The following is a 24,048-nucleotide window of genomic DNA, read 5'->3' as shown; positions in this document are numbered from 1 at the left end:
CAGCGATGTCGTCTGCACTCGACAAATACGCCAAGAGCTCGGTGCCGCGTTACACCAGCTACCCGACCGCTCCGCATTTCGCCAAGGAGTTCCCGGAGTCGATCTATCGCGGCTGGCTAGCCCAGCTCGATACCGACGAGCCGATCTCGCTGTATCTGCACGTGCCGTTCTGCAAGCAGCAGTGTTGGTACTGCGGCTGCAACATGAAGCTGGCGTCGAAATACGGCCCGGTGGCCGACTATGTCGAGAACCTGATCGACGAGATCGATTTGGTCGCCGATGCGATGCCCGGCACGATGCCGGTGCGCCACCTGCATTTCGGCGGCGGCACGCCGACCGTGATCTCCCCCGAGGACCTCGGCGCGATCATGACGCTGCTGCGCGAACGATTCGAGTTCGTGCCCGACGCAGAGCTGGCGATCGAGAGCGACCCGCGAACACTCAGCGACGAGATGGTCGCGACCATCGGCGAGCTCGGCTTCACGCGCGCCAGCTTCGGCGTGCAGGAGTTCGACCCCAAGGTTCAGGCGGCGATCAACCGCGTCCAGCCGCCCGACATGGTTGCCGCGGCGATGGCGCGGTTCAAGGCGGCGGGCGTGTCCAAGATCAACTTCGACCTGATCTACGGCCTGCCCTATCAGACCGCCGAAGACCTGCAGCGCACCGTCGAGCAATGCGTCGAGATGCGGCCGGACCGTGTGGCGCTGTTCGGCTACGCCCACGTGCCGTGGGTTGCCAAGAACCAGCGGATGATTCCCGACGAGTCGCTACCGAAGCCCGATCAGCGCGCCGAGCAAGCGGATGCGGCCGCAGAAGCATTGGTCAAGGGCGGCTACGTCCGCATCGGCATCGATCACTTCGCGCTGCCGGGCGACTCGCTGGCGGACGCCGCGAAGGTCGGCGAACTCCACCGCAACTTCCAGGGCTACACCGCCGACGCCGCGCAGACGCTGATCGGCATCGGCGCGACCTCGATCGGTCGCACGCCGAGCGGCTACATCCAGAACATCGTCGAAACCGGCGCCTGGGCCCGTGCGGTTGCGTCCGGCAAGCTGCCGGTGGCGCGTGGCCACGGCCTGACCAAGGACGACAATCTGCGCGCGCATGTGATCGAACGCATCATGTGCGACGGCAAGATCGACCTCGCCGCCGCGGGCCGCGCCTTTGGCTACGCCGACGACTGGTACGCGCCGGAACAAGAAGCCCTCGCCGAATTGCAGCGCGACGGCGCCGTGATCTGCGACCACGGCAAGCTGACGCTGACGGCAGACGGCGTTCGCCTGTCACGCGTCGTCGCCTCCGTTTTCGACACGTATTTGCGCAATTCCAACGTGCGGCACTCGATCGCCGTCTGATCCTGCTGCCGCAATGCTTGCGACGCGCGCCCCCGGGCGCGCGTTTTGCTTTTGACGCAGGTCAAATCGAATCCATCGATTAGGTGCATACCTACCGCTAGCGGTAATATGTCAGGGAGAGTCAGGTCCGCGGGCTCGCCGCCTTAACGGAAAATCGCTCATGCTCATGGCCGCCGCGGCCATGGTCGCAGACCGTTAAGCAGCCGCGCCTATTGATTGCTGCGCCCGGACTCATCGAGGGATCTACCATGACCCACAAACTCAAGATCACCGACGATATGGTCGCCAAGGCCACCGCTGCGTTCCGGGCTGCCGGCGGCAGCGACGCTGTCAGCCTGCGGGCCGCGCTCGAAGCGGCGCTCGAGAACCAGACGTTCTCGGTCGGCGACGAAGTTACCGCCCATGGCAACGTCACCGGCATCATCCTGTCGATCAGCGGCGACGAGGCCCTGATTTCCTGGTCCTGCCGGGGCAAGAGCGTCACCAAGCTGTCGGAACTCGATCACATCGAGCACGCCGACTCGGTGTCGGCCGAGCACTTCGCGGCCTGAGCTTTCGCGACACAGTCCGGATGGTCAACATTGACCAGCCGGACGCCGCCCACTCGGCAATTCGCGCTGATCAGCAGCGAACTCCACAGGATGATAGCCGATCGCTAACCGAGACCCGTTGCTCGGCGGGCCTTTCGCTTGACAAAACCGCGCCTTGGCGGCGGAATCCGCAACTTCTGCGTGATCTGCGGTCGCGGGACGGGGCATGACCGGCTTTCAGAAACTCACCACGATGCATCTGGCGATCGCGCTCGGCGCGGTGGCCCTGCCGTCAGCCGCAAGCGCCGAGTGGTGGCCGAGCCGCGCGCCGGTGGACTACGAAGACTGCATCGAGAAGGGCGAGAAGGCCGCGGATAGCAAGGACGCCAAGGCAGCGATGACGGCGCAATGCGACGCCAAGTTCGCCGGCCGACGCAAACAAGGCGGCGGCTACACCTATTTCGACTTCATGCAGAACCGCAGCTTCGACATCGCCGGTCCCAATCCGACTGCCGAAGAGCTGCGGAAGATGGACGAGCACTACACCGAATTTCTCGACCAACGCCGCAGGACGATCATCGCGGCCGCCTTCGCGGCGCGTCAGCAGCAGATCGCCGCGCTGCAAAGCCAGCAACCGGTCGAGGCCGCCCCGGAGATCAAGCCGCACCCGACCGTCATAAAGCCCAAGCGCGTCGTCGCCAAGCCGCGTCGGCAGCAGGCGACGAACAAGCCGCGCGCCAGCATCAAACCAGTCCCGACGCGGCCCGCGAAGTACGCCTGCGACGGCGATCCGGTCTCCTGCGGACTGACGGGCCTGTCGAACAGCTTCACCGCGGTGAAGAGCTCCTTGTTCGGACCGACGGCCAAAACCCGCCGCTGAGAATCGGCCGGCTCATCGCGCACCGACGCGCCCCGACTTGATCGACCGCAACGCCGCCGCGCGCGGATCGTTTCAGATCAACGGCTGGATCGCTGAATCACGTCCATCAGTTCGGCGATCTTCTGGCGCTGATCGGTCTTGTCGCCGCTCGCGATCGCATGCTCGACGCAGTGCGCGACGTGATCCTTCAGCACCTCCTCCTCGACCCGCCGCAGCGCGGCGCGCACCGCGGAGATCTGAGTGACGATATCGATGCAGTAGCGGCCCTCCTCCATCATTCTGGAGATTCCGCGCACCTGCCCCTCGATCCTGCCGAGGCGTTTTTGACATGCCGTCTTGATGTCCGATTTCATGCGCGATATATACCCCTACACGGTATAGGTTTCAAGCCAGGAGTTACCCGATGCGCAGCACAGACCCCCGCGAAGGCACCGCCCCTGCCGGAGCGTCCGAATGCTGCGGTTCGGCTAAGGCCGAGGCGGCGGCTTCCAAACCGGGCTCCTGTTGCGGCGGTCACGGATCTGACGCGGCGCCATCGGCGAAGGCGGTCGATCCGGTCTGCGGCATGAGCGTCGATCCTGCCACATCCCCTCATCGCTTCGACCACGACGGCACCACGTATTACTTTTGCTGCGCCGGCTGCCGCAGCAAATTCGCCGCCGATCCGGCCGGCGTGCTCGCCAAGGCCGCGCAGCCACTGGTGCTGCCGCCCAAATCGGCGGCCAAGCCCGAGCTGCATCAACTGACCGACTTCGCCGCGCCCTCGTCGTGCTGCGGCGGCCATGATCATGGCCACGATCACGCGCACCATCATCACGGCGAGGCGGCGGCGGGCGACAAGGTGATCGATCCGGTCTGCGGCATGAAGGTCGATCCCGCGACGACGCCGCACCGCTTCGATTATCAGGGCCAGACCTATTACTTCTGCGCGGCGAGCTGCCGCACGAAATTCGCGGCCGATCCGGTGTCGTATCTCGATACATCGAAGGCCAAGCCGGCTCCCGCCGTGCCCGAAGGCACGATCTATACCTGCCCGATGGACCCGCAGATCCGCCAGGTCGGGCCCGGCACCTGCCCGATCTGCGGCATGGCGCTCGAGCCCGAACTGGTGTCGCTCGACGACGCGCCCAATCCGGAACTCATCGACATGACTCGCCGGTTCTGGATCGGCCTGGTGCTGGCGCTGCCGGCGTTCGGGCTCGAAATGGGCGGGCATCTGGTCGGCAGCCACGGGCTGATCGATCCGGTGCTGTCGAACTGGATCCAGTTTGTCACGGCGACGCCGGTCGTGCTGTGGGCCGGCTGGCCGTTCTTCGTGCGGGGTTGGCAGTCGCTGGTCACGCGCAACCTGAACATGTTCACCCTGGTCGCGATGGGCACCGGCGTCGCCTACGTGTACAGCGTGGTCGCGACGCTTGCGCCGCAGGCGTTTCCGCCGGCGTTCCGCGGCCATGGCGGCACCGTGCCGGTGTACTTCGAGGCGGCGGCGGTGATCACCGTGCTGGTGCTGCTCGGCCAGGTGCTCGAGCTACGCGCCCGCGAGGCGACCTCCGGCGCCATCAAGGCGCTGCTCGGGCTGGCGCCCAAGACCGCGCGCAAGATCGAGGCCGACGGCAGCGAGCATGAGGTCGAAATCGACAGCCTCGCGGTCGGCGACAAGCTGCGCGTGCGACCCGGCGAGAAGGTGCCGGTCGACGGCGTCATCGTCGAAGGCCGTTCCTCGCTCGACGAGTCGATGGTCACCGGCGAGTCGATGCCGGTCACGCGCGAGGCAGGCGGCAAGGTCGTGGCAGGCACGATCAATCAATCCGGCGGCTTCGTGATGCGCGCCGAACAGGTCGGCCGCGACACCATGCTGTCGCGCATTGTGCAGATGGTGGCGCAGGCGCAGCGCTCGCGCGCGCCGATCCAGGGCGTCGCCGATCTGGTCGCCGGCTGGTTCGTGCCGGCGGTGCTGCTCGCCGCAATTGCCGCCTTCGCCGCCTGGGCGACGTTCGGGCCGGAGCCGCGGTTGACCTTCGCGCTGGTCGCCGCCGTCAGCGTGCTGATCATCGCCTGCCCATGCGCGCTCGGCCTCGCCACCCCGATGTCGATCATGGTCGGCGTCGGCCGCGGCGCGCAGGCCGGCGTACTGATCCGCAATGCCGAGGCGCTGGAGCGAATGGAGAAGATCGACACGCTGGTGATCGACAAGACCGGCACGCTGACCGAAGGCAAGCCGAAGGTCACGGCGATCGTCACGGCGAACGGCTTCGACGAGTCCGAGATGCTGCGCCTCGCTGCCAGCGTCGAGCGCGCCAGCGAGCATCCCCTTGCCTACGCCATCGTCTCCGCCGCGTCCGAGCGCAAGCTCGGCCTGGCCGAGGTCAGTGAGTTCGATGCGCCGACCGGCAAAGGCGCGACCGGCAAGGTCGCAGGCCGCACCGTGGCGATCGGCACCGCCGGCTATCTCGGCTCGCTCGGCGTTGATCCGTCCGCACTGCACGATAAGACCGAGCAGATGCGCGCGGACGGCGCGACCGTGGTCAGCGTCGGCATCGATGGCCGCCTCGCCGGCCTGATCGCCATCGCCGATCCGGTCAAGGCGTCGACCCCGGACGCGCTGAAGGCGCTCGCAGCAGACGGCCTGAAAGTGATCATGCTGACCGGCGACAATTGCACCACCGCGAACGCCGTGGCGCGCAAGCTCGGCATCACCGACGTCGAGGCCGAAGTGCTGCCCGACCAAAAGAGCGCGGTGGTCGAAAAGCTGCGGCAGCAGGGCCGCGTCGTCGCGATGGCCGGCGACGGCGTCAACGACGCGCCCGCGCTCGCCGCCGCCGATGTCGGCATCGCCATGGGCACCGGCACCGATGTGGCGATGGAGAGCGCCGGCATCACCCTGCTCAAGGGCGATCTCGGCGGCATCGTCCGCGCCCGCAAATTGTCGCGCGCCACGATGCGCAATATCAGGCAGAATTTGTTCTTCGCTTTCATCTATAATTCGGCCGGCATCCCGATCGCCGCCGGTGCGCTGTATCCGACGTTCGGACTGTTGCTGTCGCCGATCATCGCCGCGGCAGCGATGTCACTGTCGTCGGTCAGCGTAATCGGCAATGCGCTGAGACTGCGTGCGATCGATCTGAAGTGATCACCTTGTGAAGTAAAGACCTGTTGCGACTGATAGCCGCCGGCACTCGATTGATCTAACGCAAGGATCGGCACACGCCGGTCACTATCTTCGCGGTGGAATCTTGCCGCAGCCGCGGTCTTCCGGTCAGCGAGCAGTCGAGGTCGGCCATGTCACGAATGATTGAAATACTTCACGAAGAGCACCGTAACATCGCGAGGCTGCTTGGCGTGATCGAGCGCGAACTCAACGTGTTCGACCGGCGCGAACGCCCCGATTACGAAATCTTCCAGGCCGTGATCCAGTACTTCAAGGAGTATCCGGAACTCTGCCATCATCCGAAAGAGGATGTGGTGTACCAGATCCTCAAGGAGCGCAATCCGGCTGTCGCCGGCGCGGTCGGCGACATCGAGGCCGAGCACGTGCTCGAAGGCGAGCGCCTCGGCCGCTTCGCCCAGGTCGTCAACGACGTCCTGGCCGATCAGGAGCTGCCGCGCCAAACCTTCCACGCCGCCGCGACGGAATTCCTCGAGCATCAGCGCCGGCATATGGCGAAGGAAGAGCAGCTGCTGTTCCCCGCCGCGCTGGAGACGCTGACCGCCGAGGACTGGGCGAAGATCGACTCGCGCATCGAAGCCAGCAAGGATCCGATGTTCGACGGCGAGACCGCCAACCGATTTCATAATCTCTACGCGACCATTCTGCGGTGGGAGCAGGAGACCGAGGAAGACCGCGGTCGTGCCGCGGCGATCCGCTGAAATTCTGACTGACGGCACGGACCGCCGGCGCATGCAGGTGGTCCGTGCCGACCTCAAGCCGGCGGCCAGGGCCTAGGCTTACGCGCCCTGATCTTCGCCGCCGTAATCGGCCCAACAGTCCGGCGTCTCATAGACCCGGACGTTCGACAGCGCCGCCAGCGTCGGCTTGGTGCGGTCCCATATCCAGATCGCGATATTCTCGGCGGTCGGATTCTCAAGCCCTTCGATGTCGTTCAGGCAATAATGGTCGAGCCGCGCCAGCAGCGGGCCGAAAGCCGCTTCGATCTCGAAGAAGTCGAGCACGAAGCCGGTGGTCGGATTGATCGGCCCGGAGAGCTGCAGCTCGACCCGATAGGAGTGTCCGTGCATCCGCCTGCAGCGATGCGTCTCGGGCACATGGGGCAATTGGTGGGCGGCTTCGAACCTGAACGCTTGCGTGATCTTCATCGATGTCGGGGGTTGGGGCGCCTGGCGCCGGAACTCGGTCGCGGCGGACCCTATCCGAGCGCCGCCGGCATTTGAAGCGAGTCGGCACAGAAATGCGCCGAGAAGATCAAGGCCCCGGCGGAAGCCGGTTCCGCGGCGCGCTGCTCCGATGGCTCAGGCGTGGACCGGCTGTTCATCTTAGTTTTTCTTCATCCTGGCGCGCTCATCGTTCACTTAATTAAAACCACCCCGTAGTTTTTCCGGTTCCTCTCAGACTCCGTTAAGCGCTGCCCGTGCAACGTGGCCGCAACTTCAGGATGCGACCATGAATCACCGGCGATTCACAGACAAGGACAAGGCGCGCGCCGCTTTGCTGCGGCGATGTTGAGCATCCCGACACTCTGGGTTGTATTTCTGATCAATTTCTTCGCGCTGGGCCTGGTCTGGACCCATGTGATGCGGAGCTATCCGAGCTTCACGCCGGCGCGCTATTGGACCGCAGGCTGCTTCATTCTGTCGGTTGGCGCCGGCATCGGCATGCTGCGCGGCCTGGTCGACAACAAAATCCCGCTGATCACCGGCGGCGGCGCGATCGTGCTGGCCGCAAGCCTGATCGGGATGGGGATCTACCAGTTTTATGGCCGGCGTCTCAGTTGGTGGGTGCCGTTTGGCCTGACCCTGTGGTGCATGGTCGGGCTGGCCTTCTTCCTGCTTGTGATCGACTCGATGGCGGCTCGGATTGTGATCTACTCGGTTGCCCAGGCCGTTCCGATCGCCATGGCGCTGCCGCTGATGCTGGCACACGCCGCCCGCCACAACCCGGGCGCGCGGATGGCCGCGACGGTGTCGATCCTGATGTTGGCGACGTTCGCGGTGCGGTCTGTCGCCGCCATGCTCGGGTTCGGCGGCGAACTATCGATCGTGGCCTTCAACGACGTCCAAGCCGCCATGGTGCTGATGCTGGTGTTCCTGTCGATGGCGCTCAATTTCGGGCTGCTGCTGATGGCGATCGACCGGCTGCGCTCGGAAGTCGAAAGCCTGGCACTGGTCGACGACCTCACCGGCATCGCCAACCGGCGGCATCTGTTGCAGCGCATGCAGGCCCAGTGCGAGGTCTCGCTCCGCTCTGGCGAGCCGTTCGCGGTGCTGGCCATCGACCTCGACGGCTTCAAGGCCATCAACGACAGCCACGGCCATGCGGCCGGCGACGAATGCCTGCGTCGTTTCGCCCACGCCGCGCAGTCGCGGCTGCGGCCCGGCGATCTGCTGGCGCGCACCGGGGGCGACGAGTTCTGCGTGGTCATGCCCGCGACCACGCTGCGCGAAGGCGCGATGCTGGCCCGCCGTATCATCGAGGAAAGCCGCGGGCTGGCCCAGCAGGACACCGACGACAGCATTGCGATCGCCGCCTCGATCGGCGTCGCGCAATGGACGCTGCAGGTCGGGCTGCATCCCGAGCGGTTGATCGCGGCCGCCGACGCCGCACTGTACAGGGCCAAGAAACTCGGCAAGGATCGCTTTGCGGTTCATGAGCCGGCTTCGGAGACGACGCCGTCACTGCCGCCGGCGCTGCGCAAGATCGCCTGATCCCGCTTCCCGACCCCGCCCCTACGCAGGGCTCCCGATGCTGCTTCGGCTGTTCGGACTGGCGCTGCCGCTGATCATCGCAGCATGGCTGCCACGCATCGCGATCGCCGGACCGCTCTCGCCCGATCTGATCGCGCTGGCCCGCAGCGCCGGCATGCCCGACATCCCGGGACTTCGCATGGTGTGGCTGGCGCCCTGGGGCGATTATCGCAAGGCGCCGTGGCAGAACATCCTGGTGCACCAGACCGAAGGCCCGGCCGGCTCCGCCCGCAATGGCGCGCGCGAACAGGCGAAGACCCCGACCCGCCGCGGCGTCACCATCTGGGTCGAGACCGATGGCACCGTGTACTGGGCCGTGCCCGAGACCATGATCACCACCCATGGCGACGGCGCCAACCGCAACGACAACAAGTACATCGACAACAAGCCGACCTATCGTCAGGTGACCCGCGCCAATTCGATCGGGATCGAATTCGCCGGCAACTACCCGGACGTCACCGAGCCGGCCACACCGGCGCAGATCGCCGCGTGGCGCGTGCTGGTGCGGGTGCTGCAGGCCCGCTACGCCATTCCGGCCGAGCGGATCTACGCCCACAACTGGATCGACTATAAGGACGCGCGCTATTGCGAAGGCTGCGAGCTGGCCAAGCTGGCGCGCGATCCGTCATTCTGACACTGCGTCGGCCGTTCAGCCGAGCAGCGTCGACCGGATGGTGTGCAGCCCGATCACGATGGTCAGCCCCCCGACCGCGACCTGCAGGCCGCGATTGACCGCAGTCAATCCGCGCGCCGAGATCGCGAGCGGCACCGCGATGGCGGCGGAGAGCGCACCCATGCCGACCATCGAACCGAGTCCGAACAGCACCACATAGAGCAGGCCTTGCGTCGGCGTCGGTGCCTTCGACACCGCCAGCACCAGAAGCGCGGCGGAGCCTGCCATGCCGTGCATCAACCCGATCAGCAGCGTGCGCCAGCGGAAGCCGTGCTCGTGGCGATGCGCGGCTGGTCCGTCGTGTCGTGCGTGCTGATCGGCGTGGCTATGCAGATGGATATGCCGCGTTCCGTCGCCGTGCTGGTGAACATGGACGTGCACGCGATCCCGCCACAGCCGCCACAACAGATGCGCGCCGAGCCCGACCAGCATGAGGCCGACCGCGCCTTCCAGCGACTCGGCGATGTGATCCGGGATCGCCTGGCCAAGCACGATCGCGGCGCCGGCGAACAGGAACAGCGTGAGCGTGTGTCCCAGTCCCCAGGTCAGCCCGTGTTTGACGATATCGCGGACACCGCTGCGCCGCGCCGCGATCGTCGAGACGGCGGCGATGTGATCGACCTCGAGTGCATGCTGCATCCCCAGCAGGAAGCCCAACCCCAGTATCGCGAACATCAGCCCCTGATCGCTTGCGGGCCGCCGGTAAATTGCGGCGACATCCAAATCGTGTAAGTTCGCGATCACAACACGGCCGCAGAGCCGGAACAAGGGAGAAACCAGCATGTTCGCCAGACCATTGGCGGCCGCGATGATGACGGCCGCGCTGCTGTCGCCGTCGGTCGCCTCCGCTCAAGTTTCCGACGACGTCGTCAAGATCGGCGTGCTGACCGACATGAACGGTCCGGCCTCGACGCCGACCGGCCAGGGCTCGGTCACCGCAGCGCAGATGGCGGTGGAGGATTTCGGCGGCAGCGTGCTCGGCAAGCCGGTCAGCGTGATCGCCGGCGATCATCAGCTCAAGCCCGACATCGGTGCCTCGCTGGCGCGGCGCTGGTACGACGTCGAACAGGTCGACCTGATCGTCGACGTGCCGGTCTCCGCGGTCGGGCTCGCGGTGCAGAACATCGCCAACGAGAAGAAGCGGATGTTCATCACGCAGTCGACCGGCGCGGCTGATTTTCACGGCAAGTTCTGCTCGCCTTATGCGATGCAGTGGGTGTTCGACACCCGCGCGCTCGCGGTCGGCACAGCGCAGGAAGTTGTGAAGCGCGGCGGCGATTCGTGGTTCTTCATCACCGACGACTACGCGTTCGGCAAGTCGCTCGAGAAAGATGCGGCCGCGGTCGTCACCAAGACCGGCGGCAAGGTGCTGGGCTCGGTAAGCCCGCCGTTCGCGACGCCGGATTTGTCGTCCTTCGTGCTGCAGGCGCAGGCCTCGAAGGCCAAGATCATCGGCATCGCCGGCGGTCCGCCGAACAACATCAACGAGATCAAGACCGGCGCCGAATTCGGCGTCTTCAAGGGCGGCCAACAGATGGCCGCGCTGCTGGCGCTGATCACCGACATCCACTCGCTCGGCCTGCCCGCCGCGCAGGGCCTGCTGCTGACGACGTCGTTCTATTGGGACATGGACGACAAGACCCGCGAATGGTCGAAGCGCTATTTCGCCAAGATGAACCGGATGCCGACGATGTGGCAGGCCGGCGTCTACTCCGCGGTGACGCATTATCTGCAGGGCATCAAGGACGCCGGCACCGACGAGCCGCTCAAGGTGGCCGCCAAGATGCGCGAAAAGCCGATCGACGACTTCTTCGCCCGCAACGGCAAGCTGCGCGAGGACGGGCTGATGGTGCACGACCTGATGCTGGTGCAGGTCAAGAGCCCGGAGGAGTCGAAATATCCGTGGGACTACTACAAGATCCTCACCAAGATCTCCGGCGACGACGCCTTCGGGCCGCCCGATCCGGCATGCCCGCTGGTGAAGAAGTAGCTGCGGCTCGACTTCGGGAGCATCGATCGAGTTCGATGCCTCTCCCCGCCATTGCGAGCCAACGGGTCGGCGCAAAGCACCGCCCTATGACAGGCTCCGCGAAGCAATCCAGAGGCGCAGTGCATTGAGCTGGATTGCTTCGTCGCTTCGCTCCTCGCAATGACGAAAACGAGCGACTATGCTCTGAAGGCGACGTCCGCCGTCGGCATTGCATCGCCTGAAGCCATCTCGAAGGAAAGCCCCATGGACTATCGCCCGCTCGGCCGCAGTGGCCTGAAGGTCTCGCCGCTGTGCCTCGGCACCATGATGTTCGGCGGCGCCACCGACGAGCCGACCTCGGCACGCATCATCGACAAGGCGCGCGAAGCCGGGATCAACTTCATCGACACCGCCGACGCGTATTCGAGCGGAGTCTCCGAGCAGGTGGTCGGACGCGCGATCGCCGCACAGCGCGATCACTGGGTGCTCGCCACCAAACTCGCCAACCCGATGGGTGACGGGCCGAACAACGCCGGTCTGTCACGCCGCTGGGTGATGCAGGCGGCGGACGCCAGCCTGAAGCGGCTCGGCACCGACTGGATCGACATCTATTATCTGCACAAGGAAGACCACACCACGCCACTGGACGAAACCGTGCGGGCGATCGGCGATCTGATCCGCGCCGGCAAGATCCGTTACTTCGGTGTCTCGAATTATCGCGCCTGGCGCGTCGCCGAGATCTGCAATCTGTGCGATCGGCTCGGCATCGATCGGCCGATCGTCAGTCAGCCTTATTACAACGCGATGAACCGGATGCCAGAGGTCGAGCAAATCCCGGCCTGCGGCTTCTACGGTCTCGGCGTCGTTCCCTACTCGCCGCTGGCGCGCGGCGTGCTCACCGGCAAATATGCCCCGGACGCCACGCCCGACAAGGACAGCCGCGCCGGCCGCGCCGACAAGCGAATGCTGCAGACCGAGTGGCGGCCTGAATCGCTGCAACTGGCGCAGCGGATTCGCGCCCACGCTGAAGCCAAGGGCATAACCGCCGGTCAATTCGCGGTCGCCTGGGTGCTGAACAACGCGTTGGTGACCTCCGTGATCGCCGGGCCGCGCACCGAGTCGCAATGGGATGATTACGTCCGCGCGCTGGACGTGACCTTCACGGCCGAAGACGAGGCGCTGATCGACGGTCTGGTCGTGACCGGGCATCCCTCGACGCCCGGATACAACGACCCGGCCTATCCGATCGAAGGCCGGCCGACGCGGCATCGGGTCTGACGCAGTCAGCCTCGCAAAAATTGCGGTCGATCAACCCGGGCGCACCGCCCCGGACCTAGTCTGCGGCCTTGCGCGCTCGCCATCGCAGTGAAGGCGCCGCAGTGCCGGAGAAACCTATGACCAGTGCCCATTTCCACGCCGTGATCTGGATCGACCACCGCGAGGCTCGGGTGTTTCACTTCAATCCACACGAGGCCGAGAAACTGGTGCTGCATGCCGATCACGCCAACCGGCACGTCCACCACCATCGCAGCCTCGGATCAGGCCACGAACCTGAGGATCAGCACTTCTTTCGCGCCGCCATGGAGGCGATCGCCGACGCGGGCGTGGTGCTGATCGTCGGCCCCGGCCAGACCAAGCACGGGCTCGACACCTTCATCGCGCACCACAATCCCGCCTTGAAGGCAAAGATCGCGGCGGTCGAAAACGCCGACCATCCGACCGATCCGCAAATCGTGGCCCACGCCCGCCAATACTTCAAGGCCGAGGACCGAACGACGCCGCAGACGAAGTGAGCGCGGCCGAGCGGGACCTCTCGCTCGGCCCCACCATCCCGATTTCGTGCCGCGGCAACGACTGGCCAGGCCGATCGGCAGTCCGATCGGCAAGTCCGAACCGAGCTTCGCTCCAGTCATATCGTCAGATTAGTGAGGGTCAGCATCATCTCATTCGCCGTCGTGATGACCTTCGATCCGACCGAATAGGCCTGCTGCGCTTGAACCATCGTGATCATCTGATCCTGCACATCAACATTCGACGCCTCCAGCGCATTTCCAACGACGGTGCTGGCGCCGAGGTATTGGGCCTCACCGGACTCAGGCGTGGCGGCGAACGTCCCGCCGTCTCCCTGCGACATGAAGCCCTGGCCGCGGAAGGTGGCGACAGGCAGCGAGGCGACATCGACCGTCTGCCCCTTGGAATAGGTGCCTTGAAGCCTGCCTGACGAACTGACCGAGAGACTTTGCAGAATCCCGAGGCCTGGCACCTCGGTAGTGGTATCGAACTGCAGCAACTGCACTTGCGCACTCGTCGCCTTCGTGACGGGATCAATCGGTTGTCCCATCAGACAATCGCCGGCACCGTTGACGAGATATCCGCCGCTGTCGAGCGTGAAGTCACCGCGGCGCGAGTACACGGTGTTACTCGCACCGAATGTCGGCTGCCCACTGGCGCTTACACCGGTTGGCGCCTTCACGGTGAAATAGCCATCTCCGTTGATCGCCATGTCCGTATCGGCCGCCCCGGCCACGATCACTCCGGCCCTACCGTTGGTCAAAACAGACCGCCACAACACGGTCTCCGACACCTGCGACTGTGATACAAGATCATCGAAAGCCGTGTCCGTTGCCTTGAACGCCGTCGTCTGCGCGTTGGCGACATTGCCCGATACGTTCTCTAAGGCGGCCGACTGGGCCAGCAAACCCGACGTGGCCGTCGATAGTGCATCAAGCGATCCCATCAGAAGCCCTCCGATCAACGCCGCGCGTCCCTGGCGCGCATCGAAGACGGCGCTGCAAAGGCCACGCCAAATTCAACCCTCAATCAAATCAACGATATCAATCGGCGACCTCGTATATTGACGGATCCGCTTTTTGACCTGACGTCGGAAAATTTTGCCGCTGATCGGCTTAGTTGCTGATCGATCTATACGTACCACTACTACTTCGTAGTGATGATAATGGAACACACCGATCGCGGCGACGCGCCAGGCCATGAAAGACCTGAACGCCCCCAAGCAAGTCCAAGACCCGCTTTTATCCAGACCTCCGTTGCATCGTTCAAACGATCCCGGCACGCAGCTGGAGGCGCCCCTACGGGTCTCACGTTAATTTCACGCCAAGCAATTTCCGGCTTACCGACTGCGGCGCAGCCGCCAAAACTGGGTGAATTACGCTCGGGGTGCGTCAAATGCGTGGGCCGGCCCGACGTGATCGGCATTGCGCCTGCATCCCGCAAACGCCTAGTATCCTCGGCTGTGACGATCGGAAAGATCGCGCCAAGAACGCTCCAAGAAAACGGGATGGAAACAGATGAAACTCTTCAGACTTGCGGCCTTGATTGCGACGACGACGGTGCTTGCGCCGGGTGTTGCGCTCGCACAAAAAGCCTACGGCCCGGGCGCCAGCGACACCGAGATCAAGATCGGGAATTTCGTTCCCTACAGCGGTCCGGCGTCGGCCTACGGGATCGTCGGCCAGGTCCAGGCCGCCTACGTCAAGATGCTGAACGAGAAAGGCGGCATCAACGGCCGCAAGATCAATTTCATCTCGTATGACGACGCTTATTCGCCGCCGAAGGCTGTGGAGCAGACACGCAAGCTCATCGAAAGCGACGAGGTGCTATTCCTGTACCACACCCTCGGTACGCCGTCGAACACAGCCATTATGAAGTACGTGAACCAGAAGAAGGTGCCGCAGCTGATGCTGTCGAGCGGCGGCACGCGATTCGGCGATGATCCGAAGACCTTCCCCTGGACGATGCCATTCAATCCTCCTTACCAGGCGGAGGGCCGGATCTACGCGAAGTGGATCATGGCGACCCACCCCAATGCCAAGATCGCTGTGCTGGTGGCAAACGACGATTACGGCAAGGACATCTACAAGGGCGTCAAGGACGGGCTCGGCGCCAAGACCTCGATGATCATCTCGGAGGCAACCTACGACATCACCGACCCGACCATCGATTCGCAGATGGCCAAGCTCAAGGCGTCGGGCGCCGACATGTTTCTCAATCTGTCGACGCCGAAGTTCGCCGCCCTGGCGATCCGCAAGATGGGTGAACTCGGCTGGAAGCCGATTCACGTTCTGAACAACGTCTCCTCGTCTGTCGGTGCGGTGATCAAGCCGGCGGGCCTGGAATATGCGCAGGACGCCATCACCGCGAGCTACGTCAAGGATCCGACCGACCCGACCTGGAACGACGATCCGGGCGTGAAGGAGTGGGATGCCTTCCTGCAGAAGTACATGCCGGGCGCCGATCGCTCCAACGGCCTGCTGCTGTATTCCTTCGGCGCCGGACAAACGCTGGAATACATCCTGAAACAGGCCGGCGATAATCTGACGCGCGAGAACATCATGAAGGTGGCGACGAGCCTGAAGGGATACGCGCCCTCGTCGCTGCTGCCGGGCATCACCATGAACACCTCCCCCACCGACCATTTCCCGATCGAGCAGATGCAATTGATGCGCTTCAAGGGCGACCGCTGGGAGATGTTCGGCGAAGTGCTCGAGGCAAGGGTCACGAACTAGCACGAGCGTTGAATGCGACGATGGATGCGCGGGAGCCAACCTCGCGCATCTTGTTATCACGTTGGATTCGCAAGGGCGCGAAGGCCCGTCCCCGCGCGGGAACGCCAATCTCGCTCAACACCACAGCGCCCTCTCGTCGGCTCAAACGACCTCCTGATCAAGTCGCCTGCTCTCCCGCAATCCGTCCATCCACCACCTGCACGATGCGGTCGCAGCGTTTGGCGAGATCGTCATTGTGGGTCACCAGCAGAAACGTCGTGCCGCGTTCGCGATTGATTTCGCGCATCAGGTCGAACACGTCGTCGGCGGATTTGGTGTCGAGATTGCCGGTCGGCTCGTCGGCGAGCACGAGGTCCGGGTTCATCGCCAGCGCGCGGGCGATGGCGACGCGCTGCTGCTGGCCACCGGACATGTTGCTGGCGCTGTTGTTGCGCCAGCGGCTGAGGCCGACGCGGTCGAGCAGTTCGTCGGCGCGGCGCTCCATCGCCGTATCCGGATGGCCGCGATCGACCAGCATCGGCATCATCACGTTCTCGCGCGCCGTGAAGGCCGAGATCAGATAGTGATACTGGAACACGAAGCCGATCGCGCGGCCGCGCAGTTGCGTCAGCGCCGCGTCACCGAGCAGGCCAGTGTCTTCGCCGTTGATCGTCAGCTTGCCCGCGGTCGGCCGGTCGAGCAGCCCGATGATGTTGAGAAGCGTCGACTTGCCGGAGCCCGATGGCCCCATCAGCGCCAGAAAGTCGCGCGCGTGCAGCGTGAGATCGATGCCGTGCAGCACCTCGGTCTCGACCGGGGTGCCGACATTGTAGGACTTGCGGATGCCGTCGAGGCGCAGGACTTCAGCCACGGATCGCCACCACCGGATCGAGCCGCGCTGCCCGCAGCGCCGGCGCGATCGCGGCCGCAACGCCGGTGAGCGACGCCAGCAGCGACGCCGCAATGAACAATTCGGATTCGAGGATCAGCGGAAACAGCTCGCTGCCGTCGACCTGTCGCGCCGATTGATGCCACGCGAACAGCGCCAGCGCGCCGAGGCCGGAGCCGATCAGCGCGCCGACGAAGCCGAGCAGCCCACCCTGGATCAGGAACACGCGGAGAATCTGCCCGCGGCGCGTCCCCATCGCGCGCAGGATGCCGATGTCCTTGGAGCGCTGGATCACCGAAACGATCAGCACCGCGGCGATGCCGAACGCCACCGAAAGGCCGACGAACAGCCGGATCAGCGTGTTGGAATTCTGCTGCGCCTTCACGGCGGTGAAGAACTGCGCGTTGGTTCGGATCCAGCTATCGGCCTTCACCGGCAGCGTCGCCTGGATTTCCTGCGCGATGGTTTCGGCGGTGTAGATGTCTGCGACGGTGATGTCGATCGAGGTGATGCCGCCGATCAGGCCGAGCATGCTCTGGGCGTTGCGCAGCGTCACGAAGGTGTTGCGCTGGTTGGCGGCCTTGTTGCCGAAATCGAAGATGCCCTTGATGGTGAGGATGCGATTGCCGGCGAGCGGCGTCGAGACGATGATCTTGTCGCCGAGCGACGCGCCGAGATCGCGCGCCAGTTCGACGCCGATCAGGATTCCCTCGGTGGTGATCTGGGCTTCGCCGGCGATGATGAAATCCGGCACCTTGACGATCTGGAAATAGATCTCCGGCTCGATGCCGTACAGCGTGATCGCCCGGCTGGTGTCGCCGCGCAGCGCCAGCGCCGAGCCCGACGCGGTGGCGGCGGCGTAGACGACGTCCGGCCGCGCCTGCATCTCGGCGCGGATCTTCGGCCATTGATCGATCGAGATCACCCGCTGGGTCGGCCGCTGCACCGTCGCGATTTCGACCGTGCCGGGTTCGTTGCGCAGCGGACGCGCGATCTGATCGGGCGGGATCAGCTGGATCTGCGGCTGCGAGGTCAGCACGCGCTTGATGAAATTGGCCTGCAGCCCGGCCAGCATCGCCGACATGAAGACGATGACGCCGACGCCGATAGCGATGCCGCCGACGATCACCAGCGTCTGTAGTGCGCCGTCGAGCAGGAAGCGCACCGCGGCGATCCACTCGAACGGCAGCCAGCGCTTCACGGCGTGACCACGCGGATGCGATCGCCGGGCTTGACGCCGGTGGTGAGCGGGATCACCCGGTCGCCCGGCGCGAGGCCCTCGATCACCTCGTAGGCGCCGACGCCGCGCAGGCCGAGTTTGACGGACTGCCGCACGGCACGGCCGCTCTCGGCCTTCAGCACATAGGGCACCGTGGCGGCGTCGTTGACCGCGCGCGCCGGCACGATCACCGCGTTGTCGCGACGAGCGGTGGCGATGTCGACCGACACCGTCATGTCCTGGCGCAGATAGTCCGGCGGATCGGTGACCGCGAGCTTGATCTCGACCGAGGCGCGGTTGATATCGACCGACGGGTTGATGTAGCTGAGCCGCGCCGCGAAGCGCTTGTCCGGATAGGCGTCGGCGGAGGCCAGCGCGCTCTGGCCGAGCGCGAGCTGGCCGAGATTCTTCTCGTCGATCTGCACCACGATCTGGCTGTCGCCGGCCGGCGCCAGCACCAGGAGGGCCCTGCCGGGCTGCACCACGCTGCCGCGCTCGACATTGCGGGTGATCAGCACGCCGTCGCGCGGCGCCGTGATGCTGGCGTAGCCGAGCCGGGCACGCGTGGTGTTGAGCGTGGCGCGGGCCTGGCCGAGCTGGGTTTCGGCCATCACATAATCGCTGCCCACCGGGCTCGAGGTGTAGACCTGCAGCTCCGCGGTTCGGACCTGGGTGCGGGCGACGTCGAGATTCTTGGTGGCGTCGTCGAGCGTCGCCTTGGTGCCATAGCCGGAGGCGGCGAGCTTGGAGGCGCGCTGATAGGCGGCCTCGGCATTGAGCAGATTGGCCTGCGCCTGTTGCAGCGCCTGATCGGCAGACGGCTTGGTCAGCTCGCGAAGCTGGCGCACCCGCGCCTCGGCCTGCGCCACCGCGCCCTCGGCCTGTACCACCGCGGCCTGCAGCTCGCTGGCCTCGATCGCGATCAGCGGCTGGCCTTGGTGAACCTCCTGCCCTTCGCGCACCAGCACGTCGGCGACGGTGCCGGTGATCTGGCTGCCGATCTCGACCCGGTAGGGCGTCTCGATATGGCCGGAGGCGACCACCGTCTGCACCAGATTGCCGCGCTCGGCCACGACGGCTGCGACGTGCGGGCCGAGCGTCAGCCGGACCAGACCGGCACCGGCCGCGATCAGCACCAGGCCGATGCCCAGCACCAACCACCTGTAGCGCCAGAGCGCGCCCGCCCATCGGCCGAGCCCGGCGGCCGGCGCGGTCGACGCCGCCCTGCCCGGTTGATCCGCTTCCAGTTGCATGGTGATCCGTCGATTGCCCGACCGAGCCGTAGCGCCGCCAAGCCCATCGGCCATTGCGAAAGATCAATGCGCAGGGCGCGCCACGTGATCAAATTTCCGTTGTCGCTGCGGAGCTTGTCCGCGTTGGGACTGTCGTCCGAAGGATCCTGAATGATTGCCGCCATTGTGCTGGTGCTGATCGCCGCCGCGCTGCTATTCGGCTCCGGCTGGCTGTCGTGCTCGATCGCGCGCAAGCTCGAGGCGAAATTCCCGCCGCGTGGCGTGTTCGTGACCGCCAATGGCGTGCGGATGCACGTGCTTGATCTGCCCCCGGCGCAACCCTCCGACCGGACGCTGCCGACGGTGCTGCTGGTGCACGGCGCCAATCTGTGCAGCGAAGATATGCGAATGGCGCTTGGCGAGCGTCTGTCACGCAATCTGCGGGTGATCATTCCGGATCGGCCCGGCCAGGGCTACAGCGCGCCCGGCATGGGACCGCTGGCGTCGCCGGCCTACCAGGTGACGCTGCTGCGCGAGGTGCTGCGTGAATGCGGCGTGACCGGGCCGCTGATCGTGGTCGGGCATTCGTTCGGCGGGCTGATTGCGCTTCGCTATGCGCTCGATAATCCCGACACAGTACAGGGGCTGATGGTGATCAATCCGACCACCCACCCGAGGCCGCGCGGGATCCGTTGGGTCCAGCGCGTGTTCGACGTGCTGATGAAGCCGTCTGTCAACTACACGGTACTGCCGCCGATGTTCATGGCGATGATGGGCCGCGTCGCGACGCGGATCTTCCGGCCGGAGCCGCCGCCACCGGACTACGCCGACCGCAGCCGGCTCGGCTTGGCGCTGATGGCGAAACGATTCTCTGGCAGCTTGCAGGAGTATTCCGGGCTGCGCGACCAGTTGATTGACCACGTGCCTCGCTACCCGGCGGTGCGCGTCCCCACTGTGATCATCGCCGGCAGCGCCGATCCGGTGGTGCCGCCCCAGATTCATGCCGAGGCGCTGGCGCAAGCAATGCCGCGCGCGCGGATGATCCGCATCGCGGGCGCCGGGCATATGGCGCACCATGCGCACGCCGAGGTGATCGTCGCCGAGATTGAACGGCTGGCGGGTTGCGCCGGCGGCGCCACGATGCTGCGCGCAGTGGAGAGGCCGCTGCGAGCGGGGGACCAGCAACCCGCTTGACATCGGCAGGTTCAGCGATGAAACCCGAACGGGTTCGGCCGCGTTCCATCCGGCAGGCAGGAGATTCCCTATGACCGTCTTCAAACTGGTTTGTGCCGTTGCCGTGGTGTCGCTCGCGGCCACCGCGCCGGCGGCGGCCAAACACAAGCACCGGCATCACCATCGGCATCATGGCGAGGGCTCGCTCTACATCCACAATTATGGTCCACCGGTCTGGCCCGGCCAGCCCTACGCCTATTATGACGGTCCGACCTCGGCGCTGTGCAAGCAGAGCGCGGCCGCCTATCGCGGCCAGGATGGCCGCCGGCATCCGTGCTATTGATCAACGACCGCAGCTTGTAACGGACTTGATGCCATGGCCGACTTCGCCGCCCCGGAAGATATCCGCAAGGTCGCGACTGCCCTTCTGAAGACGGCGATCGAGATCGTCTCCGAAGAAGACGGCGGCGCGCACAATCAGTGCAAACTATGCAACGCCTCGGTGCCGTGGCTGCAGACCGGCGACGAGATCAAGCACGCCCCGGACTGCCCGGTCGTGCTGGCGCAGCGCATCCTGTCGTCGAAGCCGCGGCTGCATAGCGTCTAGCTTCGCAGTCCGTCTCGGCGACAGGCGTCCCAATGACGGCCGCCGAAACCGGTGAACCGGTTCCGTCGAGCCGACTGCCTCGGTCAGCCCGCTCTACTTCACGGCGTCCCGTGGGGTCGGGGCGGTCGACGAGCCCGCCTCGGCGATGGTCTCATCGGCGATCCAGCGTGTCACAGCACGAAGGTCGCCGCCGCTCTCTTCGAAGACGCGGAGCTGGGTATCCGCCGAGCTGCCGCGCCGCAGGATGTTGCGGGCAGCCGCGACTTCCTCTTCGCAGCCGAGCGCCGCCGCGTCCTCGCGGACCAATTCGATCATGCGATCGAGCGCATCGGCGATCGGGATCGCGCCATCGCGCGAGGCGAAGCTGCAGCCGGTGCCGTAGCGCTGCGCGCGCCATTTGTTCTCGACGGCGATCGCCCGCTCGACGGCATCGACCTTCGGGGTCTCCGGCATTTCGCCGATATGCCGCACCAATGCCCGATACAGACAGGCGATCGACACCGCGTCATCGAGCCGGGTGCAGACATCCGGCGCTCGCAATTCCAGCGTCGGGTGCCGGAAAGACGGACGGATGGCCCACCACACGTGGCTCTCGTCGGGCATCACGCCCGACTTCACCAGCGCGTTGACGTAGTCCTCGTAACCGCGCTGATCTTCAAACAACTCGGGCAGCCCGGTGCGCGGGAGCTCGCTGTAGGCGGCCAGCCGATAACCGCGCAGGCCGGTGTCCTCGGAATTCCAGAATGGCGATGAGGTCGACAGCGCCAGGAATAGCGGCAGGTGGGGGATCATCGCGCACATCACCGCGAACCGTTTGTCAGGTTCGGGGATTTGCACGTGGACATGCATGCCGCACAGCATGTTGCGATGACCGATAATCTGGAGATCCTCGATCATCTCGAAATAACGCGGCTTCGGACTCGGCTGCGACGCACGCCACGACGCGGTCGGGTGCGTGCTGCATGCCATGATGGCGAGGCCGTATTGCGCGGCAACGGCAGCGACTTCGCGGCGCAGAAATCGCAATTCTTCGCGCGCGTCTTTCGGATCGACATGGACGTTGGTGGCGACTTCGATCTGCGCCTGCAGCATCTCGCGCATCACCTGCCCGCCGGTCGACCAGTTCGCGGCTTCGAACAATTCATTCGGCGTCAGCACCGCGGCCTCGCCGGTGGCGGCGTCGGCGAGGAAGTACTCCTCCTCGATACCGAACGAGTAGCTCGCCGCCACGGCGTCGACGCCAGCAGCCGAGCGGATGACGAGATGGCGGTGATCGCCACTCAAATGAAGCCGCAGCCGCTCGATGATCTTCGGGTCAAATTGCATGTTCTTGCAACCAAGCTTCGAGCAGAGCGGCGTGCCACAGCCGGGAGTGACCTTTTGGGCTTTTCTCCGCTTCCGGTTCGTCGAGCATATGCTGGATGAACTCTGATCGATACAGTCCGCGCTGACGTGCAGCGGGCGAGTTCAGGACGTCCCGAACATAGTCGAGAAATTCGCCGCGCAGATGCCGCAACGACGGAACCGGGAAGTAACCTTTCGGCCGATCGATCACCTCAGCGGGCAGCAACGAGCGCGCCGCCTGCTTGAGAATGTATTTGCCGCCGTCCGCGACCTTGAGCCGCGACGGCATCCTGGCCGCGAGCTCGACCACCTCGTGATCGAGGAACGGGACGCGGGCTTCTAGGCCGTGCGCCATCGTCATGTTGTCGACACGCTTGACCGGGTCATCGACCAGCATGATTTCGGCGTCGATCTGCAGCGCTTTGTCGACCGCCGAGGTCGCGGCCGTTCGGGCGAAGAACGACTCCACGAATGCGGTGCCGTGATCTTCGTCGACGTCATCCGACAACAACTTACGCAGGTCGTCTTGCTGCCAGTCGAAGTAAGCATCGCGGTATTGCCGGGTGGCATCGTTGGCGGTGAGGAAAGACGGATACCAGCTGTAGCCGCCGAAAATCTCGTCGGCACCCTGCCCGCTCTGCACCACGCGGACCCGCTTGGCGACTTCGCGCGACAGCAGATAGAACGCCACCGAGTCGTGGCTGACCATCGGCTCGGACATCGCGCGGATCGCATCGGGGAGAACGCCCAGGGCTTCTCCGCCGTCGATGCGGATCTGCTCATGTTCGGTGCCGAAATGCTTCGCGACAATGTCCGAGTAGTAAAACTCATCGCCGCTCTGACCGCCGACGCTTTCGAAGCCTATCGAAAAGGTGCGGACGTTGCCGTGACCGAGCTTGGCGAGCAGCGCGACAATCAGCGACGAATCGAGACCGCCCGACAGAAGCACGCCGACCGGTACGTCCGCGACGCGGCGGCGATCGACCGCCGCGAGCATCGCGTCGCTGACGGCCTTGCTCCACTCCTGCTCACTCAGTCGGCGGTCGCCGGATCGATCGCCGACCGTGAAGTGCCAATACCGTTCCGTTTTTTTCGTGCCGTCCGGCTGGATCGTCAGAATGGTGGCGGGCTCGAGCTTCTTCACGCTCTTGAGGATGGTGCGCGGCGCCGGCACCGCGGCGTGGAAGCTGAAGAACTGCTGCAGCGCGACCGGATCCAGTGTGCGGTCGACGCCGCCCGCGGCCAGCAGTGACGGCAAGCTCGATGCGAAACGGAAATAACCATCCCCTTCCGTGTAGTACAGCGGCTTGATGCCGAGCCGATCGCGAACGAGCACGACGCGGCCGCCATCACGCTCCCATAACGCGAAGGCAAACATCCCCTTGAAACGGCGCACGCAGTCGGTGCCCCACGCGTGGTAGGCCTTCAGGATGACTTCGGTGTCGCCTTCGGAGAAGAAGCGATATCCCTTGCCCTGCAACTCGGATTTCAGCTCACGAAAATTGTAGATACAACCGTTGAAGACGATGCCGAGACCGAGTTCGTTGTCGATCATCGGCTGTTGCGAAGTCGACGCCTGATCCAGGATCGCGAGACGGCGATGTCCGAACGCCATCGAACCGTGCTCCAGACCATGGGCGAACACGCCCTCCGAATCCGGGCCCCGCGATTGCATCGATCGCGTCATCTCCCAGAAATCCGAGAGCCGAACATCTCCTCGGGTGCGGATTTCTCCGCAGATACCACACATCTT

General features: G+C 65.1%; 23 protein-coding genes. 14 read left to right on the top strand and 9 right to left on the bottom strand.

Translation table 11 applies throughout. From position 1 onward, the window contains the following. The first annotated feature begins 5 nt into the window (after nucleotides 1-5). The 3 genes from hemN to LPW26_RS16420 all read left to right on the top strand — a co-directional run bounded on the left by hemN (nucleotide 6) and on the right by LPW26_RS16420 (nucleotide 2,765). Nucleotides 6-1,355, top strand: coding sequence for an oxygen-independent coproporphyrinogen III oxidase (hemN, locus tag LPW26_RS16430; protein WP_238736541.1), 1,350 nt, complete (start codon nucleotides 6-8; stop codon nucleotides 1,353-1,355). A gap of 248 nt (nucleotides 1,356-1,603) precedes the next feature. Next, the gene (locus LPW26_RS16425; RefSeq protein ID WP_238736540.1) at nucleotides 1,604-1,906 is read left to right on the top strand and encodes a preprotein translocase subunit YajC; all 303 of its coding nucleotides are present in this window, start codon (nucleotides 1,604-1,606) and stop codon (nucleotides 1,904-1,906) included. Between the two features lie 205 nt (nucleotides 1,907-2,111). Beyond that, nucleotides 2,112-2,765: a hypothetical protein gene (locus LPW26_RS16420; protein ID WP_238736538.1), complete on the top strand. Its 654-nt coding sequence runs from the start codon at nucleotides 2,112-2,114 to the stop codon at nucleotides 2,763-2,765. 77 nt (nucleotides 2,766-2,842) lie between these two features. Here the strand turns inward: LPW26_RS16420 and LPW26_RS16415 are convergent, their stop codons facing one another. Further along, nucleotides 2,843-3,118: a metal-sensitive transcriptional regulator gene (locus LPW26_RS16415; RefSeq protein WP_238736537.1), complete on the bottom strand. Its 276-nt coding sequence runs from the start codon at nucleotides 3,116-3,118 to the stop codon at nucleotides 2,843-2,845. Nucleotides 3,119-3,330: 212 nt separating this feature from the next. On the opposite strand from LPW26_RS16415, the gene LPW26_RS16410 reads away from it, so the two are divergent. Both LPW26_RS16410 and LPW26_RS16405 read left to right on the top strand, forming a co-directional pair. After that, a complete protein-coding gene (locus LPW26_RS16410; RefSeq protein WP_238736536.1) occupies nucleotides 3,331-5,895 on the top strand; it encodes a heavy metal translocating P-type ATPase in 2,565 nt (854 codons plus the stop codon). A 149-nt stretch (nucleotides 5,896-6,044) separates the two neighbouring features. Continuing rightward, the gene (locus tag LPW26_RS16405; RefSeq protein WP_238736534.1) at nucleotides 6,045-6,632 is read left to right on the top strand and encodes a hemerythrin domain-containing protein; all 588 of its coding nucleotides are present in this window, start codon (nucleotides 6,045-6,047) and stop codon (nucleotides 6,630-6,632) included. A gap of 78 nt (nucleotides 6,633-6,710) precedes the next feature. On the opposite strand, the gene queD is transcribed toward LPW26_RS16405, so the two are convergent. Next, nucleotides 6,711-7,079, bottom strand: coding sequence for a 6-carboxytetrahydropterin synthase QueD (gene queD / locus LPW26_RS16400; RefSeq protein ID WP_238736533.1), 369 nt, complete (start codon nucleotides 7,077-7,079; stop codon nucleotides 6,711-6,713). Between the two features lie 360 nt (nucleotides 7,080-7,439). Here queD and LPW26_RS16395 point away from each other — a divergent pair, with 360 nt between their 5' ends. Next, nucleotides 7,440-8,645: a GGDEF domain-containing protein gene (locus tag LPW26_RS16395; protein ID WP_238736530.1), complete on the top strand. Its 1,206-nt coding sequence runs from the start codon at nucleotides 7,440-7,442 to the stop codon at nucleotides 8,643-8,645. Nucleotides 8,646-8,682: 37 nt separating this feature from the next. Further along, nucleotides 8,683-9,318, top strand: coding sequence for a peptidoglycan recognition protein family protein (locus LPW26_RS16390; RefSeq protein ID WP_406677730.1), 636 nt, complete (start codon nucleotides 8,683-8,685; stop codon nucleotides 9,316-9,318). A gap of 15 nt (nucleotides 9,319-9,333) precedes the next feature. Here LPW26_RS16390 and LPW26_RS16385 read toward each other — a convergent pair whose 3' ends face one another. After that, a complete protein-coding gene (locus LPW26_RS16385; protein ID WP_238736529.1) occupies nucleotides 9,334-10,032 on the bottom strand; it encodes a HoxN/HupN/NixA family nickel/cobalt transporter in 699 nt (232 codons plus the stop codon). 106 nt (nucleotides 10,033-10,138) lie between these two features. Here LPW26_RS16385 and LPW26_RS16380 point away from each other — a divergent pair, with 106 nt between their 5' ends. The 3 genes from LPW26_RS16380 to LPW26_RS16370 all read left to right on the top strand — a co-directional run bounded on the left by LPW26_RS16380 (nucleotide 10,139) and on the right by LPW26_RS16370 (nucleotide 13,119). After that, a complete protein-coding gene (locus tag LPW26_RS16380) occupies nucleotides 10,139-11,347 on the top strand; it encodes an ABC transporter substrate-binding protein (protein ID WP_238736527.1) in 1,209 nt (402 codons plus the stop codon). A gap of 243 nt (nucleotides 11,348-11,590) precedes the next feature. Next, complete coding sequence (locus LPW26_RS16375; protein ID WP_238736525.1) at nucleotides 11,591-12,604, top strand: aldo/keto reductase; 1,014 nt, start codon at nucleotides 11,591-11,593, stop codon at nucleotides 12,602-12,604. 116 nt (nucleotides 12,605-12,720) lie between these two features. Further along, nucleotides 12,721-13,119 (top strand): translational machinery protein, encoded by a 399-nt coding sequence (locus tag LPW26_RS16370; RefSeq protein WP_238736523.1) that lies wholly within the window; start codon nucleotides 12,721-12,723, stop codon nucleotides 13,117-13,119. A 116-nt stretch (nucleotides 13,120-13,235) separates the two neighbouring features. Here the strand turns inward: LPW26_RS16370 and LPW26_RS16365 are convergent, their stop codons facing one another. Continuing rightward, nucleotides 13,236-14,063, bottom strand: coding sequence for a flagellar hook basal-body protein (locus LPW26_RS16365; protein ID WP_238736521.1), 828 nt, complete (start codon nucleotides 14,061-14,063; stop codon nucleotides 13,236-13,238). Nucleotides 14,064-14,634: 571 nt separating this feature from the next. On the opposite strand from LPW26_RS16365, the gene LPW26_RS16360 reads away from it, so the two are divergent. Next, on the top strand, nucleotides 14,635-15,852 hold the full coding sequence (locus LPW26_RS16360) for an ABC transporter substrate-binding protein (protein WP_238736519.1): 1,218 nt from the start codon (nucleotides 14,635-14,637) through the stop codon (nucleotides 15,850-15,852). 157 nt (nucleotides 15,853-16,009) lie between these two features. Here LPW26_RS16360 and LPW26_RS16355 read toward each other — a convergent pair whose 3' ends face one another. The 3 genes from LPW26_RS16355 to LPW26_RS16345 are packed head-to-tail and all read right to left on the bottom strand — an operon-like array spanning nucleotide 16,010 to nucleotide 19,192. Beyond that, nucleotides 16,010-16,702 (bottom strand): ABC transporter ATP-binding protein, encoded by a 693-nt coding sequence (locus LPW26_RS16355; protein ID WP_238736517.1) that lies wholly within the window; start codon nucleotides 16,700-16,702, stop codon nucleotides 16,010-16,012. After that, complete coding sequence (locus LPW26_RS16350; protein WP_238736515.1) at nucleotides 16,695-17,921, bottom strand: ABC transporter permease; 1,227 nt, start codon at nucleotides 17,919-17,921, stop codon at nucleotides 16,695-16,697. The genes LPW26_RS16355 and LPW26_RS16350 overlap by 8 nt, the downstream gene beginning before the upstream one ends. After that, complete coding sequence (locus tag LPW26_RS16345) at nucleotides 17,918-19,192, bottom strand: efflux RND transporter periplasmic adaptor subunit (protein WP_238736513.1); 1,275 nt, start codon at nucleotides 19,190-19,192, stop codon at nucleotides 17,918-17,920. The genes LPW26_RS16350 and LPW26_RS16345 overlap by 4 nt, the downstream gene beginning before the upstream one ends. Before the next feature lie 150 nt (nucleotides 19,193-19,342). Here LPW26_RS16345 and LPW26_RS16340 point away from each other — a divergent pair, with 150 nt between their 5' ends. From LPW26_RS16340 to LPW26_RS16330, 3 genes are all read left to right on the top strand, one after another. Next, nucleotides 19,343-20,365 carry an alpha/beta fold hydrolase gene (locus LPW26_RS16340; RefSeq protein ID WP_238736512.1) on the top strand — a complete coding sequence of 341 codons (1,023 nt, stop codon included), beginning with the start codon at nucleotides 19,343-19,345 and terminating at the stop codon, nucleotides 20,363-20,365. Nucleotides 20,366-20,435: 70 nt separating this feature from the next. Next, entirely contained in the window at nucleotides 20,436-20,687 is a 252-nt protein-coding gene (locus tag LPW26_RS16335) for a hypothetical protein (RefSeq protein WP_238736510.1), read from the top strand. 33 nt (nucleotides 20,688-20,720) lie between these two features. After that, the gene (locus LPW26_RS16330) at nucleotides 20,721-20,951 is read left to right on the top strand and encodes a DUF3222 family protein (protein ID WP_238736509.1); all 231 of its coding nucleotides are present in this window, start codon (nucleotides 20,721-20,723) and stop codon (nucleotides 20,949-20,951) included. 93 nt (nucleotides 20,952-21,044) lie between these two features. Here LPW26_RS16330 and LPW26_RS16325 read toward each other — a convergent pair whose 3' ends face one another. Next, on the bottom strand, nucleotides 21,045-22,277 hold the full coding sequence (locus LPW26_RS16325) for a carboxylate-amine ligase (RefSeq protein ID WP_238736508.1): 1,233 nt from the start codon (nucleotides 22,275-22,277) through the stop codon (nucleotides 21,045-21,047). Next, the gene (locus LPW26_RS16320) at nucleotides 22,267-24,045 is read right to left on the bottom strand and encodes an N-acetylglutaminylglutamine amidotransferase (protein WP_238736507.1); all 1,779 of its coding nucleotides are present in this window, start codon (nucleotides 24,043-24,045) and stop codon (nucleotides 22,267-22,269) included. The genes LPW26_RS16325 and LPW26_RS16320 overlap by 11 nt, the downstream gene beginning before the upstream one ends. Between the last annotated feature and the right edge of the window lie 3 nt (nucleotides 24,046-24,048).

The organism is Rhodopseudomonas infernalis (assembly GCF_022271405.1).
Classification (GTDB): domain Bacteria; phylum Pseudomonadota; class Alphaproteobacteria; order Rhizobiales; family Xanthobacteraceae; genus Rhodopseudomonas; species Rhodopseudomonas infernalis.
The sequence above is the reverse complement of the archived record's forward strand: the minus strand, read 5'-3'. Positions and strand labels throughout refer to the sequence as shown.